The 17,247-nt window shown below is 71.1% G+C and carries 16 protein-coding genes; 11 read left to right on the top strand and 5 right to left on the bottom strand.

Annotation, left to right across the window (positions count from 1 at the left end):
- Positions 1-12: 12 nt before the first annotated feature.
- Both ABCQ75_RS04560 and ABCQ75_RS04565 read right to left on the bottom strand, forming a co-directional pair.
- Positions 13-270, bottom strand: a complete 258-nt coding sequence (locus ABCQ75_RS04560) for a hypothetical protein (RefSeq protein ID WP_345883371.1) — start codon at positions 268-270, stop codon at positions 13-15.
- Positions 267-785, bottom strand: coding sequence for a RidA family protein (locus ABCQ75_RS04565; protein ID WP_345883373.1), 519 nt, complete (start codon positions 783-785; stop codon positions 267-269). The genes ABCQ75_RS04560 and ABCQ75_RS04565 overlap by 4 nt, the downstream gene beginning before the upstream one ends.
- A 57-nt stretch (positions 786-842) precedes the next feature.
- On the opposite strand from ABCQ75_RS04565, the gene ABCQ75_RS04570 reads away from it, so the two are divergent.
- A complete protein-coding gene (locus tag ABCQ75_RS04570) occupies positions 843-1,595 on the top strand; it encodes a maleate cis-trans isomerase family protein (RefSeq protein ID WP_345883374.1) in 753 nt (250 codons plus the stop codon).
- A gap of 93 nt (positions 1,596-1,688) precedes the next feature.
- Here ABCQ75_RS04570 and ABCQ75_RS04575 read toward each other — a convergent pair whose 3' ends face one another.
- Positions 1,689-2,402, bottom strand: a complete 714-nt coding sequence (locus ABCQ75_RS04575; RefSeq protein WP_345883376.1) for a maleate cis-trans isomerase family protein — start codon at positions 2,400-2,402, stop codon at positions 1,689-1,691.
- Between the two features lie 77 nt (positions 2,403-2,479).
- Here ABCQ75_RS04575 and ABCQ75_RS04580 point away from each other — a divergent pair, with 77 nt between their 5' ends.
- Positions 2,480-2,983, top strand: a complete 504-nt coding sequence (locus ABCQ75_RS04580) for a DUF3830 family protein (RefSeq protein WP_345883377.1) — start codon at positions 2,480-2,482, stop codon at positions 2,981-2,983.
- Between the two features lie 107 nt (positions 2,984-3,090).
- Here ABCQ75_RS04580 and ABCQ75_RS04585 read toward each other — a convergent pair whose 3' ends face one another.
- Positions 3,091-4,092, bottom strand: coding sequence for a D-2-hydroxyacid dehydrogenase (locus ABCQ75_RS04585; protein ID WP_345883379.1), 1,002 nt, complete (start codon positions 4,090-4,092; stop codon positions 3,091-3,093).
- 57 nt (positions 4,093-4,149) lie between these two features.
- Between ABCQ75_RS04585 and ABCQ75_RS04590 the strand changes: the two genes are divergently transcribed.
- Genes ABCQ75_RS04590 through ABCQ75_RS04600 form a run of 3 tightly spaced genes read left to right on the top strand, consistent with a single transcriptional unit; the run spans position 4,150 to position 9,916 of the window.
- Positions 4,150-5,424: an aspartate aminotransferase family protein gene (locus tag ABCQ75_RS04590; RefSeq protein WP_345883381.1), complete on the top strand. Its 1,275-nt coding sequence runs from the start codon at positions 4,150-4,152 to the stop codon at positions 5,422-5,424.
- 14 nt (positions 5,425-5,438) lie between these two features.
- Positions 5,439-8,429 (top strand): FAD-binding and (Fe-S)-binding domain-containing protein, encoded by a 2,991-nt coding sequence (locus ABCQ75_RS04595; RefSeq protein ID WP_345883383.1) that lies wholly within the window; start codon positions 5,439-5,441, stop codon positions 8,427-8,429.
- On the top strand, positions 8,426-9,916 hold the full coding sequence (locus tag ABCQ75_RS04600; RefSeq protein ID WP_345883385.1) for an NAD-dependent succinate-semialdehyde dehydrogenase: 1,491 nt from the start codon (positions 8,426-8,428) through the stop codon (positions 9,914-9,916). The genes ABCQ75_RS04595 and ABCQ75_RS04600 overlap by 4 nt, the downstream gene beginning before the upstream one ends.
- Positions 9,917-10,053: 137 nt before the next feature.
- Here ABCQ75_RS04600 and ABCQ75_RS04605 read toward each other — a convergent pair whose 3' ends face one another.
- Positions 10,054-10,719 carry a GntR family transcriptional regulator gene (locus ABCQ75_RS04605; RefSeq protein ID WP_345883387.1) on the bottom strand — a complete coding sequence of 222 codons (666 nt, stop codon included), beginning with the start codon at positions 10,717-10,719 and terminating at the stop codon, positions 10,054-10,056.
- Between the two features lie 176 nt (positions 10,720-10,895).
- Here ABCQ75_RS04605 and ABCQ75_RS04610 point away from each other — a divergent pair, with 176 nt between their 5' ends.
- The 6 genes from ABCQ75_RS04610 to ehuA all read left to right on the top strand — a co-directional run bounded on the left by ABCQ75_RS04610 (position 10,896) and on the right by ehuA (position 17,097).
- Complete coding sequence (locus ABCQ75_RS04610) at positions 10,896-12,308, top strand: amidase (protein ID WP_345883389.1); 1,413 nt, start codon at positions 10,896-10,898, stop codon at positions 12,306-12,308.
- A 35-nt stretch (positions 12,309-12,343) separates the two neighbouring features.
- The gene (locus tag ABCQ75_RS04615; protein WP_345883390.1) at positions 12,344-13,702 is read left to right on the top strand and encodes an MFS transporter; all 1,359 of its coding nucleotides are present in this window, start codon (positions 12,344-12,346) and stop codon (positions 13,700-13,702) included.
- 308 nt (positions 13,703-14,010) lie between these two features.
- A complete protein-coding gene (gene ehuB, locus ABCQ75_RS04620) occupies positions 14,011-14,901 on the top strand; it encodes an ectoine/hydroxyectoine ABC transporter substrate-binding protein EhuB (RefSeq protein WP_345883391.1) in 891 nt (296 codons plus the stop codon).
- A gap of 30 nt (positions 14,902-14,931) precedes the next feature.
- Complete coding sequence (ehuC, locus tag ABCQ75_RS04625; protein WP_345883393.1) at positions 14,932-15,630, top strand: ectoine/hydroxyectoine ABC transporter permease subunit EhuC; 699 nt, start codon at positions 14,932-14,934, stop codon at positions 15,628-15,630.
- The gene (ehuD, locus tag ABCQ75_RS04630; protein WP_345883395.1) at positions 15,627-16,283 is read left to right on the top strand and encodes an ectoine/hydroxyectoine ABC transporter permease subunit EhuD; all 657 of its coding nucleotides are present in this window, start codon (positions 15,627-15,629) and stop codon (positions 16,281-16,283) included. Before ehuC ends, ehuD begins: the two co-directional genes overlap by 4 nt.
- The gene (ehuA, locus tag ABCQ75_RS04635; protein WP_345883397.1) at positions 16,267-17,097 is read left to right on the top strand and encodes an ectoine/hydroxyectoine ABC transporter ATP-binding protein EhuA; all 831 of its coding nucleotides are present in this window, start codon (positions 16,267-16,269) and stop codon (positions 17,095-17,097) included. Before ehuD ends, ehuA begins: the two co-directional genes overlap by 17 nt.
- Positions 17,098-17,247 lie beyond the last annotated feature (150 nt).

Consider the following 17,247-nt stretch of genomic DNA (forward strand, 5'->3'; position numbering starts at 1 on the left):
CTCGTGTTCTTCTCAGCCGACGCGTCGTCGCGAGCGGCTCGTCGGGTCGTTGATCCAGACCTCGATGTCCTCGTAGCCGCGGTGGACGAAGACGCGGGGCGCTGCCCCCTCCGCCGCGATCCAGAACCCCGATCCGTCCGGCAGGACTGCCTCGACCGTGCCGTGCCTGAGGTGGTTCCCCCACTGGCGGAGCTCGACAGCGGCGCCCCTCGTGGGCACCCATGGGCGTCCCGTCGTCCTGCGCGCGGCAAGCGCGGCGAGCGACTTCACGCTCCCGCTCCGCGTTCCGTGCCGGCGACGACCACGAGGCTGATCTCGACCACGGCGCGGTCGGGGAGGCTAGAGACGCCGAGTGCGGCGCGGGCAGGCCGTCCTCGCTCGCCGAAGGCAGCGAGGAGCTCCTCGGAGGCGGCGTCCATGACCCGCGGGTGGTCCGCGAAATCCGGGTGGGCGGCCACGTAGCCCGTCATCTGGACCACCCGCTCGATGGCTTCAAGGCCTCCGTCCAGGTAGCCGGCGAGGCTCGCGATGCAGTTGCGGACAGCGAGCCGGGCGCATTCGCGGGCGTCCGCCAGAGTGGGGCAGCCCTCCGCGCCGACGGGGCCGGTGAAGTCGAGCACGCCCCTGATCGCGTGGGTGTGGCCAGCGGTGAACAGGAGCGGTCCGGCCTGGGCGACGGGGACGTACATGCCTGCCGGCTTGGGCGTCGGAGGGAGTCCCCTCTCGTAGGCCTCGGGCGATTCGGGGCGGTTCCGCACTTCGGCGGGCGGTCGATCTGGATTCACGGCTCCTCCTTCACATCAGATTATTGTTGACGATCAGACATTATGGGAAGATGAAGTGTGATCAATGCAACATTCGATCCGGCCGGGCCCGGATCTTCTCGCATCCTCGGGGTAGTCAGCCCCTATGACATGGCCCTGGACAGGGAGCTCTGGCGCTGGACGCCGCCGGAAGTGACCCTCGCGTTCGCGCGCACCCCGTTCCATCCGCTCGTCGTCGACGAGACCATGGCCTCGGCGATCGGCGACGACGAGGAGGTCCGCGCGACGGCGCGCTGCCTCAAGGCAATCGCCCCCGAGGCCGCCGTCTACGCCTGCACCTCGGGGAGCTTCGTCCACGGCATGGCCGGCGCCCGGAGGATCTCGGAGGCCATTGGGGACGAGGTCGCTGCTCCCGCGGTGACGACCTCCGAGGCGCTCCTTGAGGCCCTGGCCCTCCTCGGGGTCCGGAAGCTCGCGCTTGCCACCCCGTATGTCCCCGAGCTCACAGTGCGGCTCGAGGACTTCCTTGCCGAGGACGGGCGCACCGTCACGGGGTGCGTTGGCCTGGGGCTCGACAGGCTCATCTGGCAGGTGCCCTACGGGGCCACTGCGGACCTGGTCCGTCAGGCGGACAGCAGTGCGGCGGAGGCCGTGTTCGTCGCGTGCACGAACCTGCCCACGTTCGACCTCATCGAGCCCCTTGAGCAGGAGCTCGGGAAGCCGGTCGTCACGGCGAACCAGGTCACGGCGTGGGCCGGGCTGAAGCGGCTCGGACTGCCGCTTCCCGGCGGTGGACGGCTCGCGGAGGCGAGCAGGTCGGTGGCGGCGTGACGGCCATGGGCTGACCGCACAGCCCCGGCAGACGACGACGGCGGGCGGACCCCAGAGGGGCCGCCCGCCGTCGTGCGTCCATGGAGCTTGCGGTCAGCGCGCCTCGAAGAGCCTGCCGAGGCCCGGGGCGACCGCGGGGTGGCCGGCGAGCCGGAGGCCCTGCCAGGCCGTGACCTGGTTGGCCGTGAGGACCGGGAGGCCGAGCGCGTCCTCGAGCTGGGTGAGGACCGTCATCGTGTGCAGGGCCGTGTCCGGGATGAGGAGCGCCTCGGCGCCGGCGAGATCGGCGGCCCGGGCCGTCTCGAGCACCCACTCGGGTCCGAGGAGCCCGGCGTCCTCGCCGCTGGGGACGTCGTACGTGGAGAGGGCCGTGACCGTGGCCCCGCCGTCTCGCAGGAAGTCGGCGAAGTGGGTGGCGACGTCCTCCGGATAGGTCGCGGCCACCGAGACGCGCGTGAGGCCCAGATGGCGGGCGGCCTCTGCGAAGGCGAGGGACGTCGAGGACGACGGTGCCCCGCTGGCGGAGGCCACCCAGCCGGCCTGCTCGTGGCACCCTTCCCACCCGTAGACGAAGCTTCCCGAGGTGCAGGCCCACATGACGCTGTCGGCCCCTGCCTGTGCGGCCTCCTTCGCGGGCGGCTCGAGCAGGTCGCGGGCTCCGAGGGCGAGGAGGGCCTCGACGTCGTGGTCGGTGCTGCCCTCCCACGTGTGGATGACGGGGAAGCGTGCGTCCGGGATGCGGCTCTCGAGCAGGGCGAATTCGTCCTCTGCGCTGTGGCCGGGGTACAGGATGGCGACGGTGCTCATGCGATGTCCTCCGGTAGGTTGCGGGCGGTCCAGAAAAGTCTACAGTTAGATTGTAGACAATCACCGGAAGGGAAACCATGGCCCGCTACATCACGATCACCTTGGAGAAGCGCGGCGTGACGGCCCGCGCCCGGCTCCTCGACGCCGAGGCACCGCGGACGGCCGAGGCCGTCTGGCAGGCCCTGCCCCTCAAGGGCGACGTCTTCCACGGCAAGTTCGCGCGCAACGAGGTCTACACCCTCGTGCCTCCGTTCGCGGCGGAGGAGCCCGGCGGGGAGAACCAGACGGTCACGCCCATCCCCGGCGACCTCTGCTACTTCACCTTCGAGGGCGTGCTCAGCAATCCCGCCTACGGCTACGAGACGGGAGCGGGGACGAACGAGAGCCGGACGCTCATCGACCTCGCCTACTTCTACGGCCGCAACAACCTCCTGCTCAACGGCGACGTCGGGTGGGTTCCGGGCAACGTGTTCGGAACCATCGTCGAGGGCCTCGACGAGCTGGCCGCGGCGAGCCAGGACATCTGGATGGGCGGGGCGCGCGGGGAGAGCCTCGTCATCGAGCGCGCCGGGGAGGAGTAGGCCGGGGCGCTGGCGGACGACGGCGAGGGCGCCGGGCCCGCTGCTGACGCACAAGGGGGGCGGGGCTGCTCGTGCAGTCCCGCCCCCCTTGCGTGGATGCGGTGGGCTCAGGCGCGGCGGGCGTACCCGAGGTCCTTGTCCACGATGTTGGACAGGCCCCCGCCGGAGGTCCAGGCGCGCAGATTGGCTTCGAACTGGTCCGCCAGGGTGTCCCGCCAGCCGACGACGTCCCCGCTCATATGGGCCGAGATGTGGACGTTGGGCATCTCCCAGAACGGATGCCCGGCGGGCAGCGGCTCCTCGGAGAACACGTCGAGGGAGGCGGCGGCGATCTGCCCGGACCGGAGGGCCCCGATGAGGGCGGGCTCGTCGACGAGGGGGCCGCGGCCCACGTTGACGAGGTGCGCGCTGGGCGACATCGCGGCGAGGACCTCCGCGTTCAGCATGCCTCGGGTCTGGTCGGTGAGCGGTGCGATGAGGACGAGGTGGTCCGCCCAGCCCGCGTGCTCGAGGAGGTCTCCGGTGGCGACGATGCGCCCGAAGTCCGGGTCGTCGTCGCGCGCCGTGCGGCCGGCGCCGAGGACCTTGAGCCCTACCGCTGCCAGGAGGCGGCCCGTGGCGCGCCCGATGCCCCCGGTGCCGACGACGAGTGCGCGGCGTCCGGCCGTGCGCCGCACCTCCCGGTGGCGCCACACGTGCTCGCGCTGCAGGTCCTTGCTCTCGTGCAGGAGCTTGTCGTGGGCGAGGATCGAGGCCAGGACGAACTCCGCGATGGGCTGGTCGAACGCGCCGCGCGCGTTCGTGATGACGACCTCGGACTCGCGCAGCCCGTCGAACAGGAGGGTGTCCACGCCGGCGGCGGCGACGTGGACCCACCGGAGCGAGTCTGCGTGCTCCCACGCGTCGCGCAGCGCAGTGGAGAAGAAGTCCCAGACGAAGAGGACCTCGGCTCCGGGCAGCGCCGCGGCGAGCGTCTCCGCGTCCGCCCAGACGATGTCGGCCATCTCCTCGAGGGAATGGGTGTTGTAGGGGCGAGCCGTGGTCGCGGACGTGAGGATGACCGCCTTGGGCCGCCGGGGAGGGCGTGTTGTCTGGTTCACAGTCTTCACGATACGCCGGATGATTATTGTTGACAATCATGCGATCATCATCACAGAATTGAGCGCATGACGACTCTCAGCCCCATCCTCAAGCAGGCCACCCCGGTCATCGTGGACCACGCCCGCGGCAGCTGGATCCACGGCACGGACGGCAAGGACTACCTCGACTTCACGACCGGCATCGGCGTGACCAGCACGGGCCACTGCCACCCCGCGGTGGTCGAGGCCGCGCGTGAGCAGGTGGGCAAGATCATCCACGCCCAGTACACGACCGTCATGCACACCCCGCTCCTGAAGCTCACCGAGATGCTCGGCGAGGTCCTTCCCGCCGGCCTCGACTCGGTCTTCTACGCGAACTCAGGCTCCGAGGCCGTCGAGGCCGCCATCCGCCTCGCCCGCATGGCGACGGGCCGGCCCAACATCGTGGTCTTCCAGGGCGGATTCCACGGCCGCACCGTCGCGGCCGCCTCGCTCACGACCGCGGGCACGCGGTTCTCCGCAGGCTTCTCCCCGCTCATGTCCGGCGTCCACATGGCGCCCTTCCCCTACGCCTACCGCTACGGCTGGGACGAGGCGACGGCGGTCGAGTTCGCGCTCAAGGAGCTCGACTACCTCCTGACGACCCGCACGTCCCCCGCAGACACGGCAGCGTTCCTCATCGAGCCCGTCCTGGGCGACGGCGGGTACCTCCCCACGCCGCCGGCCTTCATGGAAGGGCTGCGGGAGCGTGCCGACCGCCACGGCATCCAGCTCATCTTCGACGAGGTGCAGGCCGGCGTCGGCCGCACCGGCAAGTTCTGGGGCCACCAGCACTCGGCAGCCACCCCGGACATCATCATCACCGCGAAGGGCATCGCCTCCGGCTTCCCCATCTCGGCGATCGCGGCGCCGTCCGCGACCATGGCCAAGGCCTGGCCCGGCTCGCAGGGCGGCACCTACGGCGGCAACGCGGTCTCCGCCGCGGCCGCCGTCGCCACCCTCAACGTCGTCCGCGAGGAGGGCCTCGTCGAGAACTCGCGCCTGCGCGGCGACCAGCTGCAGGCGGGCCTCAAGGAGATCCAGGACCGCTTCCCGGCCATCGGCAACGTCCGCGGCCTGGGCCTCATGCAGGGCATCGAGTTCACGGCCGCGGACGGCACCCCGGACGCCGCGACGGCCGCCGCGGTCCAGCAGGCGACCACCGGGCAGGGCCTCCTCACGCTCACGTGCGGCCCCGAGGGCAACGTCGTGCGGCTCATCCCCGCGCTCGTCGTCACCGCCGAGGAGATCTCCCTGGGCCTCGAGCGCTTCGAGGCGGCCCTCGCCGTCGTCACAGGCGCCGTTCCGGCCGCCGCCTCCTGAACCCGGGGAACCGCATGCTCGACACCCGCACCCAGGCGGAGGACCTCCTCCGACAGCTCGAGGACGCCGGCGTGAGTGCCGACGCGTCGCCCCGGCGCCGGGCCGAGTACGCCTACGACGCGTCGAACTACCGGCTCGAGCCGCTCGCCGTCGTCTTCCCCCGCACGGTCGACGACGTGGTGGCCGCGATCGCGGCATGCCGCGCGACCGGCACCCCGCTCATCGCGCGGGGTGCCGGGACCTCGATGGCCGGCAACGCCGTCGGCCCGGGCCTCGTCGTCGACTTCTCCCGGCACATGGACCGCATCCTCGGCATCGACGAGGGCGCGGGGACCGTCGATGTCGAGCCCGGTGTCGTGCTGGCAACGCTGTCCCGCGAGGTCGAGCGGGCCACCGGCGGGCGCAGCACGTTCGCGCCCGATCCGTCCTCGAAGAACCGTGCGACCGTGGGCGGCGCGATCGGCAACGACGCGTGCGGCAACCACTCGGTGCGCTACGGCCGCACCTCGGACCACGTCGCGGAGATCGACGTCGTCACCTCGGACGGTGCACGCCTCACCGCGACCGAGAGCGGGCTGCGCGCCACCGACCCCTCTGACGCCGCCTCGGCCGCCCGGGCGGCCGAGCTCGCCGAGTCGCTCGCCCAGCTCGCCGGCGAGCACCTGGGCGCGTTCCGGCTCGAGCTCGGGCGGATCCCGCGGCAGGTGTCCGGCTACCACCTGCAGAACCTGCTGCCGGAGAAGGGCTTCAACGTCGCGCGGGCCCTCGTCGGCTCCGAGGGCACGTGGGCGGTCGTCGTCGGAGCCCGCATGAAGCTCGTCCCCAAGCCGGCGAGCGCCCTGCTCGTGTGCCTCGGCTACGACGACGTCGTCGACGCCGCACGGGACATCCCGACCATCCTCGAGTTCTCCCCGGCCGCGGTAGAGGGCACGGACGAGGCCATCGTCGAGACGATGCGCCACCGGCGCGGGGCCGACTCGGTCCTCGGACTCCCCGCGGGCCGCGCCTGGCTCTTCGTCGACCTCGACGGCGACGATCCGGCCGAGGTGCGCGCCCAGGCGGACCGGCTCCTGGCCCGGCTTGCCGGGAACGGGCGCCTCGTCGACGGCCAGCCCGTGCCGGACCCCACCGCCCGGGCCTCCCTCTGGCGCGTCCGGGAGGACGGCGCGGGGCTCTCGTCGCGGCTCGCGTCCGGCGGCGAGTCCTGGCCGGGATGGGAGGACTCGGCCGTCGCGCCCGAACGGCTTGCCGACTACCTCGCCGACCTGCGCGTGCTGCTGGACGAGCACGGGCTCACCGGCGTCATGTACGGGCACTTCGGCGCAGGCTGCATGCACATCCGCATCACCTACGACCTGCGCAGCGACGAGGGCCGCGAGGCCTTCCGGACGTTCACGCGCGCCGCAGCCGAGCTCGTGGTCCGCCACGGCGGCTCGCTGTCCGGCGAGCACGGGGACGGGCGCGCCCGCTCCGAACTGCTGCCCCTCATGTACTCGCCCGAGGTCATGGCCGCCTTCGCCCAGTCCCGGCGGATCTGGGATGCCGCGGGGATCCTCAACCCGGGATCGATGACCGACCCGGACCCGATGGACGGGAACCTGGCGCTCGCGGGCGTGCCCGAGCGCGAATGGCGCACGAGCTTCGACCTCCGCCCCCTCGGTGCGGCCGCCCAGACCGATCCTTGGACCCGCGCGGTCCAGGGCTGCATCGGCGTGGGCCGGTGCCGCGCCGACTCCGGAGGGGTCATGTGTCCGAGCTACCGGGCCACGCGTGACGAGAAGGACTCCACCCGCGGCCGCTCGCGCGTCCTGCAGGACATGGTCCGGGGTGCGCGCACGGTCGAGGACGGATGGCGGTCCGAGGAGGTCCGCGAGGCCCTCGACCTGTGCCTGGCGTGCAAGGCCTGCTCGACCGACTGCCCGGCCGGCGTGGACATGGCCACGTACAAGTCCGAGTTCTTCGACCACTACTACCGCGGCCGCCTCCGTCCGCTTGCGCACTTCTCGCTCGGCTGGCTCCCGCGCTGGCTGAAGCTGACGGGACGGGTCCCCTGGCTCGTCAACGCCGTCCTGGCGACACCTCTCGGCAAGGTCGCCGCAGCCGCCGGCGGCCTCACGACCAAGCGTGCCCTCCCGCGGTTCGCGGCGAGCGGGGAGTGGCGGCGCGAAGTGGCCGACGCCGGTGCTCGGCTGGGCGGGGCTGCTTCCGGCGCGGAGGCCTCTTCCGCCGAGGACGTGGTGCTGTTCGTCGACACGTTCACCCGCGGCTTCCGGCCGGAGGTGGCCGGCGCTGCGGCCCGAGTCCTCGCCGACGCGGGCAACGCGGTCGAGTGCTCCGCCGACGCATGCTGCGGCCTCACGTGGATCTCCACCGGGCAGCTCGGAACGGCTCGGCGGCTCCTGTCGCACGCGGCGGAGGCGCTCGACGACGGCACCGACCGGCCGATCGTCGTCGTCGAACCCAGCTGTGCGGCCGCGCTGCGCAAGGACCTCCCCGAGCTCGTGCACACGGAGCAGGCCAAGAGGGTCGCGGCCCGTGTGCGCAGCTTCGCGTCCCACGTGGCGGGGCAGGTCGCCGAGGGGTGGCAGCCGGCGCCGGCCCAGCCCGTCCCCGCGCAGGCCGTGCTCCAGACGCACTGCCACGAGTACTCCGTCTTCGGCCCGGGGGTCCAGCGCACCGTCCTCGCGGCGGCTGGCGTGAGCGAGATCGTGGACGCGAGCGGGTGCTGCGGGGTGGCCGGGAACTTCGGCTTCGAGAAGCAGCACTACGAGGTGAGCATGCAGGTCGCCGAGAACGCCCTCGCCCCGGCGCTGAGGACAGCTGGCCAGGGCGCGGCCGTGCTCACGGACGGCTTCTCCTGTGCACGCCAGGTGGACCAGGTCGACCCCGGCCGGGTCGGCCTGCACCTCGCCCAGATCCTCGACCCGGGCGCCGCGCGGCCCCAGCCGGCACCCACCACAGGCATGACAGAACTCCCCATCAAGGAAGCAGAGGAAGTCCAATGACCACGAACGTCACCGAGCTGGGCGCCGCGTCAGCGGCGCTCGAGGCGATCGCCAAGATCAGCACCGGCATCTTCATCGACGGCGAGTGGCGCGAGGCCGCCTCTGGCGCGCGCTTCGACGTCGTCAACCCGGCCACCGAGGAGGTCATCGCGACCGTGGCCGACGGCGGACCGGAGGACGCGCGCCGCGCCATCGAGACCGCCGGCCGGGTGCAGAAGGAATGGGCCAGGACGTCCCCGCGCGAGCGCAGCGAGATCCTGCGGCGGGCCTACGAGCTCATCATGGCCCGGCAGGACGAGCTGGCCCACGTCATGACGGCGGAGATGGGCAAGCCGTTCGCCGAGGCGAAGGGCGAGGTCGCGTACGCGGCCGAGTTCTTCCGCTGGTTCTCCGAGGAGGCCGTGCGGATCGGCGGCGACCTGACCACGACCGGCGACGGGAAGAACCGGATCCTCGTCTCGCGCGAGCCCGTGGGCCCGTGCGTCCTCGTCACACCGTGGAACTTCCCGCTCGCGATGGGCACTCGCAAGATCGGCCCTGCCATCGCCGCCGGCTGCACGATGGTCTTCAAGCCGGCCAACCTCACGCCCCTGTCATCGCTGGCGCTCGTGGACATCCTCGTCGAGGCCGGGCTCCCCGCCGGTGTCCTCAACGTGGTGTGCACGACCAAGGCCTCGGAGGTCGTCTCGCCGTGGATGTCGAGCGGGATCGCCCGCAAGGTGAGCTTCACCGGCTCGACCGCGGTGGGCGTCCGGCTCCTCGAGCAGGCGTCGGAGCACGTCATGCGCTCCTCGATGGAGCTCGGCGGCAACGCCCCGTTCATCGTCTTCGAGGACGCCGACCTGGACCGCGCCGTGGAAGGCGCGGTCGCGGCGAAGATGCGCAACATGGGCGAAGCGTGCACGGCGGCCAACCGCCTGTTCGTCCAGCGCTCCGTCGCCGACGAGTTCGCCCGCCGGCTCGCCGCCCGCCTGGGCTCGCTGACGGTGGGCGACGGCGCCCAGCCGGGCACTGACGTCGGCCCCCTCGTCGAGGAGAAGGCGCTGCGGAAGGTCCAGGAGCTCGTGGACGACGCCGTCGCGAAGGGCGCCGCGGTCGTGTGCGGCGGCGGCCGCCCCGAGGGCCGCGGGTACTTCTACTCGCCGACCGTCCTCTCCGGCGTTTCCGCGGACGCGGACCTCATGACGGAAGAGATCTTCGGTCCTGTGGCGCCGGTCGTCCCGTTCGACACCGAGGACGAGGTCGTCACCCTGGCCAACGACACGCCCTGGGGCCTCGTGGCCTACCTCTTCACCCAGGACGTGGACCGCGGATTCCGCGTCGGTGACGCCCTCGAGGTGGGCATGGTCGGGCTCAACACGGGCATCGTCTCCAACCCGGCCGCGCCGTTCGGCGGCGTCAAGGCCTCGGGCCTCGGCCGGGAGGGAGGCCGCGTGGGCATCGAGGAGTTCCTCGAGTACAAGTACATGGCGGTGCCGCGCGTCTGACAGATGGGGGGAAGGGGGCTGGCCGTCGGGCCGGCCCCCTTTTTCCTTCCGCACACGTTCTTCCGCACACGAAGGAGGCTCCCGGCGGAATCCGCCGGGAGCCTCGTTGTCACGACAGGCCGGTGCCAGTGCGCCCGTCAGGCGGGTTCGGCCTCCTTGAGCCGCGCGACTGCATCCTCCATGTGCTCGACGAGGAGGTGGTCGGCCTCGGCGGCGTCGCCGTCGCGGATGGCTCGGGCGATTGCGTGGTGCTCGTCGTAGCGGATGGAGTGCGAGGAGTAGCGGTTCTCGAGGGCCGTGATGCACATGCGGGTCTCGACCATGAGGGTGTTGTGCATGCGCGAGAGCCGTGGGCTCTGGGCGAGGGTGACGAGCAGCGCGTGGAACTCCACGTCCGCCTCGGTGAGGGCATCGGCGTCGTCCGTCTCCGCAGCCTCTCGCATCCTCTCGCCCACGGCGAGCAGGCGCTCCCCCCCGCCGGCGGCATCGAGCTCGATGACCCGTGCGGCGGCCGCGCGCTCGATGGCAGCGCGGGCGAGGTACATGTCGCGCACGTCGTCATCGGTCACCTCGATGACGAACACACCGCGGTTGCGGATGCTGATGAGGAGGCCCTCCTGGGTGAGACGCTGCATTGCCTCGCGCAGGGGGCCACGGCTCACTCCGAGGTGGCGGCTCAGCTCGGCCTCGTTGAGCTGCTCGCCGGGCGCGAGCTCGCCCTGGCCGATCGCGCGCCGCAGCTGGCGGGCGATGAGTGCGGGAGTCGTCTCCTGCACGACCGGCTTGAGCAACTGGTGTGACATGCCCTCTCCTCACAGGTAGGGCCCCACGGAGGGCCGATTGTAGACAATCATAACACGCGCGCCGTTCCGGGTCTTGGGGTGACACTCCTCACAGAAGGCGGTATGGTTGTCTACAATCCTACAGACGACATCCAAGTTCAGGACTGCGCCGGACCGGGCGCAGGGAGGAGGCCACCATGGACGACTTGGCCCAGCTCACCGCGCTCGAGCTGCGTGACGGCTACAGCACGGGGCAGATCTCGCCAGTCGAGGCCACGCGCGCGGCGCTCGGAGCGATCGACGAATGGGATTCGGAGGTCAACGCCTTCACCGCAGTCCACGCCGAGGAGGCGCTCCGCGACGCGGCCGCATCAGAGAAGCGCTGGCGGGAGGGCGCGCCGCTCGGCGCTGGCGACGGCATACCGACGTCGATCAAGGACATCTTCTACACGCGGGGGTGGCCGACCCTCCGTGGGACGCGGCTGATCGACGCCGACCGGGCCTGGGACGAGGACGCGCCGTGCGTGGCGCGGCTCCGAGAGACGGGGGCCGTCTTCATCGGCAAGACCACCACCCCCGAGTTCGCGTGGAAGGGCGTCACGGACTCGCTCCGCCACGGGTCCACAGGGAACCCGCGCGCGCCCCGGCTGACCTCGGGCGGCTCGAGCGGCGGCAGCGCGGCCGCGGTGGGCCTGGGCATGGGCCCATGGTCGATGGGGACCGACGGCGGAGGCTCCGTCCGCATTCCGGCGGCCTTCACCGGCACTGTCGCCCTCAAGCCCACCTACGGCCTCGTCCCGATGTTCCCCGCGAGCCCCTTCGGCACGCTCGCCCACGCCGGGCCGATGACCCGCACTGTCGCCGACAGCGCCCTCCTGCTCGACATCGTGACGGGCTTCGACTCGCGTGACTGGTCCGCGCTGCCGACGCCCGCGGGGTCGTTCCTGGAAGGGCTGCACGACGGCGTGCGCGGCCTGCGCATTGCGTTCTCACCGACCCTCGGATTCGGCACGAACGATCCCGAGGTCGACCGCCTCGTGCGTGCGGCCGCGGCGGCGTTCGAGGGCCTCGGCGCCGTCGTCGAGGAAGTCGATCCGGGCATCGGTGACCCGGTCGAAGCCTTCCACGTGCTCTGGTTCGCGGGCGCGGCCAAGGTCCTCGAGGGATACGGTCCCGGCGCTGCCGAGCAGGTGGACCCTGGCCTCCGGGCCAGCATCGAGGAGCAGGGCCACCTCACCGCCTCGGACTTCCTCGACGCGACGGCCGTGCGCATGGACCTCGGGGTGCGGATGGGCCGCTTCCACGAGGCGTACGACCTGCTCCTCACCCCGACGCTGCCCATTCCCGCCTTCCCGCGCGGCCAGGACGTCCCCGACGGCTGGCCTTCCCGCCACTGGACGAGCTGGACCCCCTACACCTACCCCTTCAACATGACGCAGCAGCCCGCGATGAGCGTCCCGTGCGGCTTCACCGACGAGGGCCTGCCTGCAGGCCTGCAGATCATCGGGCCCCGGCACTCCGACCGCCTCGTCCTCCGGGCCGCCCAGGCCTATGAGGCCGCTGCGGCCTGGGGGACCCGGCGGCCTGCCGCCCTTGTCCGCGAGTCCTGAACCGGACGCCACGTTCGACCAACCTGGAGCAACCTGTGACCTCTGAACACGCTTCCCCAGCGCCCGACGCGCGTACCGTCCGCCGGGCTGTCGCCGCCTCGGCGATCGGCAACGCGACCGAGTGGTTCGACTACGGCGTCTACGCCGTCTCGGTCGCCTACATCACGCACAACTTCTTCCCGGGACCCGCCGGGACGCTGCTCGCCCTGAGCACGTTCGCGTTCTCCTTCCTCATCCGCCCACTCGGGGGAATGGTCTGGGGGCCCCTCGGCGACCGCTTCGGGCGCAAGCGCGTGCTCGCCCTGACGATCCTCCTGATGGCCGGGGCCACCTGCGCGATCGGACTCCTGCCGACCTACAGCGTCCTCGGCATCGCCGCGCCGATCCTGCTGACGCTCCTGCGGGCGGTCCAGGGATTCTCGACCGGCGGCGAGTACGGCGGGGCCGCGACCTTCATGGCCGAGTACGCGCCCGACCGCCGGCGGGGGTTCTTCGGGAGCTTCCTCGAGTTCGGGACGCTCGCCGGCTTCGCCCTCGGCTCGCTCATCGTCCTGCTCGGCGAGACCTTCATCGGCACAGCGGCGATGAACGAGTGGGGCTGGCGCGTGCCGTTCCTCCTCGCGGCTCCGCTGGGCCTCATCGGTCTGTACCTGCGGACCCGCCTCGCGGAAACGCCGATCTTCGAAGAGCTCCAGGCGAAGGGGCAGGCGGAGGAGTCGGCCACCACCGGCCTCAAGGACCTCGTCCTGAAGTACTGGCCGAGCATGCTCACGCTCACAGGCCTCGTGATCGCGCTCAACGTCGTGAACTACACGCTCCTGACGTACATGCCGACGTACCTCGAGACCATTGCCGGCCTGCCGAGCCAGATGGTCCTGACCATCATGTTCGTCGCGCAGTTCGTGATGATGCTCGCGATCCCCTTCTTCGGGGCACTGTCCGACAGGGTCGGGCGGAAGCCCCTGTGGTACGGATCCCTCATCGGGCTGTTCGTCATGGCGATCCCCATGTTCATGCTCATCGGGCAGGGGTCGTGGTGGGCCCTCCTGGCCTTCGGCGTCCTGGGCCTGCTGTACATCCCGCAGCTCGCCACGATCTCGGCGACCTTCCCGGCGATGTTCCCGGCCCACGTCCGGTATGCGGGCTTCGCCATCACCTACAACGTGGCCACCTCGCTCTTCGGTGGCACGGCGCCGCTGTACAACCAGGCGGGCATCGCCGCCTTCGGCAACCCGCTGTTCCCCGCCTTCACGATGATGCTCGCGTGTGTGGTCGGCCTCGTCGCCGTCCGCTTCATGCGTGAGACGCGGGGGGCCTCGCTGCGCGGTACCGGCCTGCCCGGGGCCGACCAGCCGGCGGCGAGGGCGCCGCGGGGGCAGCTGCAGCACAAGTAGGCATCAAGGGCGGGTCACACCCGCGCGAAGGCCGACGGCGGGGTCCCCATCAACGCGGGGACCCCGCCGTCGTGCGTGCCGCTTCCCCGCGGGTGCGGGAACACTCTCCCCGCGCCCGCGGGGAAGCCGTGCCCGCCACTGCGGGCGCGCCCCCCGCCCAGCGCGTTCTTTCGGCATCCGATTGGACGAATGTCGGCAGGTTTGATTGTTGACAATGCTACGTGTCACCTCTAGGTTTGTAATGCAAGTCACATGGGGTGACTTCTCCATCCATTCCGGCGACGAAGCCGGCCGAAACAGGAGATGACATGATCGAGATTTCGCGCAGGAACATCCTGCGGGGTGCGGGAATTGCAGCCGTCGGGGCGACGCTGGCAGGGTGGGCCAGCGGTTGCTCGGCGGTCCCCGTGGGAGGTCCCGCCGCAGCCGCCGGGGGAGGACTCCTGGAGACGGCGAAGTCCCAGGGGTTCCTGCGGGTGGCCATCGCCAACGAGCCCCCCTACACCCAGGTCAGCGCGGACGGCACCGTGAGCGGCTGCGAGCCGGACGTGCTCCGCGCCGTCTGCAAGCGACTGGGCATCGAGGAGATCCAGGGCATCGTGACGCCGTACGGGTCCATGATCCCGGGGCTCAACGCGAACCGCTGGGACGTGATCGCGGCCGGCCTGTTCATGAAGCAGTCCCGGTGCTCCCAGGTGGCCTACTCCGAGCCCGTCATCGTCTCGACGGAGTCGTACGCGACGCCCAAGGGCAATCCGAAGGGCATCACCTCCATCGCGGCCATCACCGCCGACCCCAGCCTGCGCATCGCAGTGCTCCCCGGCGGATTCGAGGAGGGCATCCTCAAGACCGCCAACGTCCCCGAGTCGCAGCAGGTGAAGGTCAGCGACGGCCGCAGCGGCATCGAGGCCGTCAAGGCGAACCGCGCGGACGCCTTCCTCCTCCCGACCCTGTCCCTGCGGGCCCTCGCCAAGGACGACACGGGCTTCGAGGTGACCGAACCGCTCGAGGACGCGCCCCGCACGGGTTCCGGCGCGGCCTTCCGGAGCGCGGACTCGTCCTTCCAGGAGGCCTACAACAAGGAGCTCGCCGCCTTCAAGGAGACGGCCGAGTTCAAGGACATCCTCACGAAGTGGGGCTTCGATCCCGCGGTCGTCCAGGGCGTGACGGCTCAGGAGCTATGCCAGACCGCGGGCTGACGGCGACCGATCACCCGATGGGAGCCTCCCTTGTCTGCAGTCATTGAATACGCGCCCCTGCTGTGGCAGGGGCTCTGGACCACTGTCCTCGTGACAGTGCTCGGCGCAGTGGTGTGCGTCGTGGTGGCATTCGCGGCCGGACTCGCACGCCTGTCCGGCCACCGGATCCTGCGCTGGCCCGCCGCCGTCTTCGTGGAGGTCTTCCGCGGTACGTCGCTGCTGGTGCAGATGTTCTGGTTCTTCTTCGCCCTTCCGTTCTTCGGCATCCAGCTCGAACCCCTCGCCGCAGCCGTCCTCGCGCTGGGCCTCAACGAGGGCGCCTACGCGGCGGAGGTGGTGCGGGGCGCCATCCGGAGCAGGCCCAAGGGCCAGACGGAGGCGTGCGTGGCGCTCGGGATGGGGCCGGCGCTCCGTCTCCGCCGCGTCCTCGTCCCGCAGGCGATCCCCGCCATGCTCCCGCCGTTCGGCAACGTCATGGTGGACCTGTTGAAGAACACGTCCCTCGTCTCGCTCGTCACCGTGGCTGACCTCACCTTCCGGGCGCAGATGGTCCGCAACACCACGGGGGAGACGACGGCGGTCTTCCTCACCATCCTGGTGATGTACTTTGTCCTCTCCCTGGTTCTGACGGCCGTCATCGGGATGCTCGAGCGCCGTTTCTCCCTTGACCGGAAGGCCAAGGCGACGTGGCGGGCCGACCGCCAGCCCATGAAAGCGGGTGCCGCATGATCTGGGACAACGACTTCGCACTCTCCGTGGTCCCTGCCCTCCTCCAGGGCCTCGTCGTCACGGTGCAGATCACGCTGCTGGGCACGCTCCTGGCGGCGCTGCTGGGCCTCGCACTCGCAGTGCTGCGGCAGCTGGCGATCCCGGTCGTCTCGCAGGCCGTGGCGTTCGCCGTCATGTTCATCCGCGGCACGCCGCTGCTCGTGCAGGCGTACTGCGCGTTCTTCGTCCTGCCGGAGTACGGAGTCAGCGCGGATGCCTTCACCACCGGGGCGATCGTCATCGGGATCAACTACAGCGCCTACATGGCCGAGGTGTACCGCAGCGGGATCCAGGGGGTGCACAGGGGCCAGTGGGAGGCCTGCACGGCGCTCGGCCTCCCGGCCAGCCGCACCTGGGGGCGGGTGATCCTCCCCCAGGCGCTCCGCTCGGTGGTCCCCATGCTCGGCAACTACCTGATCCAGATGTTCAAGGACTCGGCAGTCCTCTCGGCGATCACCGTCGTCGAGCTCCTCGCCACGGCCCAGGCCATCGGTACCTCCAACTTCCGGTACCTGGAACCCCTCACCATCGCGGCGGTCCTCTTCCTCGCCATCAGCTATCCCTCGTCACGCCTCATCAGCAGATTGGAGCGGCGTTATGCGCCCCAGCACTGAGCCGGTCCCGGCCGCGGACGGCCTCGCCCTCGGGCGGGTGCCGGCCGGGTCCGGTCCGATCATCACGTTCGACAACGTCAGCAAGAGCTGGGGCTCGAACCAGGTCCTCTCCTCGCTCAACTTCGACGTCCAGCCGGGGGAGAAGGTCTCGATCATCGGGCCCTCCGGCTCCGGGAAGACCACGATCCTGAGGATCCTCATGACACTCGAGAGCCCCACCGAGGGCCTCGTGACGGTCGACGGCGATCCCCTGTGGAAGGTCGCCGCGGGCGAGAAGCCCAAGGAGACGCGCCAGCTGCGGCAGACGCGCCGGAAGATCGGCATGGTCTTCCAGCAGTTCAACCTGTTCCCGCACATGACGGCGCTGGAGAATGTCATCGAGGCGCCGATCCACGTGCTCGGCATGGGCAAGGCGGAAGCGCGGGAGCGCGCCGCCGACCTGCTCGGCCTCGTGGGCCTCAGCAAGCACATGCACCACACGCCGCCCCAGCTCTCCGGCGGGCAGCAGCAGCGCGTTGCGATCGCGAGGGCACTCGCGATGCGCCCGAAGGTCATGCTGTTCGACGAGCCGACCTCGGCGCTCGATCCCGAGCTCATCGGCGAGGTGCTCAACGTGATCCGCAACCTCGCGCAGACCACGGACATGACCATGCTCATGGTCACCCACGAGATGCGGTTCGCCGAGGAGATCTCTGACCGGGTCGTCATGTTCGACCACGGCAGGGCTGTCGAGAGCGGTCCACCCGAGCAGATCTTCAAGAACCCTCTCGAGGAGCGGACCCGGACCTTCCTCCGGGCAGTGCTCCAGCACTGACCACCCCGAGGAGCCCGACAGCTGCCTGAGGCGGCGGCCACTCCGGCCGCCGCCTCAGGCGCACAGGCAGGAACAGGGGAGCCCCGGGGGGGGGGGGGGGGCCCCCCCCCCCCCCCCGGGGGGGGGGGGGGGGGGGGGCCCGGGGGGGGG

The sequence above is a fragment of the Sinomonas halotolerans genome, from assembly GCF_039615075.1.
In the GTDB taxonomy this organism is placed as follows: Bacteria; Actinomycetota; Actinomycetes; order Actinomycetales; family Micrococcaceae; genus Sinomonas; species Sinomonas halotolerans.

Coding starts and splice junctions, on each gene's coding strand:
- ABCQ75_RS04605 (WP_345883387.1), bottom strand. CDS start 10,719: ATGTCACACCAGTTGCTCAAGCCGGTCGTGCAGGAGACGACTCCCGCA.
- ABCQ75_RS04575 (WP_345883376.1), bottom strand. CDS start 2,402: ATGAGCACCGTCGCCATCCTGTACCCCGGCCACAGCGCAGAGGACGAA.
- ehuA (WP_345883397.1), top strand. CDS start 16,267: ATGCGCCCCAGCACTGAGCCGGTCCCGGCCGCGGACGGCCTCGCCCTC.
- ABCQ75_RS04610 (WP_345883389.1), top strand. CDS start 10,896: ATGGACGACTTGGCCCAGCTCACCGCGCTCGAGCTGCGTGACGGCTAC.
- ABCQ75_RS04595 (WP_345883383.1), top strand. CDS start 5,439: ATGCTCGACACCCGCACCCAGGCGGAGGACCTCCTCCGACAGCTCGAG.
- ABCQ75_RS04590 (WP_345883381.1), top strand. CDS start 4,150: ATGACGACTCTCAGCCCCATCCTCAAGCAGGCCACCCCGGTCATCGTG.
- ehuD (WP_345883395.1), top strand. CDS start 15,627: ATGATCTGGGACAACGACTTCGCACTCTCCGTGGTCCCTGCCCTCCTC.
- ABCQ75_RS04600 (WP_345883385.1), top strand. CDS start 8,426: ATGACCACGAACGTCACCGAGCTGGGCGCCGCGTCAGCGGCGCTCGAG.
- ABCQ75_RS04580 (WP_345883377.1), top strand. CDS start 2,480: ATGGCCCGCTACATCACGATCACCTTGGAGAAGCGCGGCGTGACGGCC.
- ehuB (WP_345883391.1), top strand. CDS start 14,011: ATGATCGAGATTTCGCGCAGGAACATCCTGCGGGGTGCGGGAATTGCA.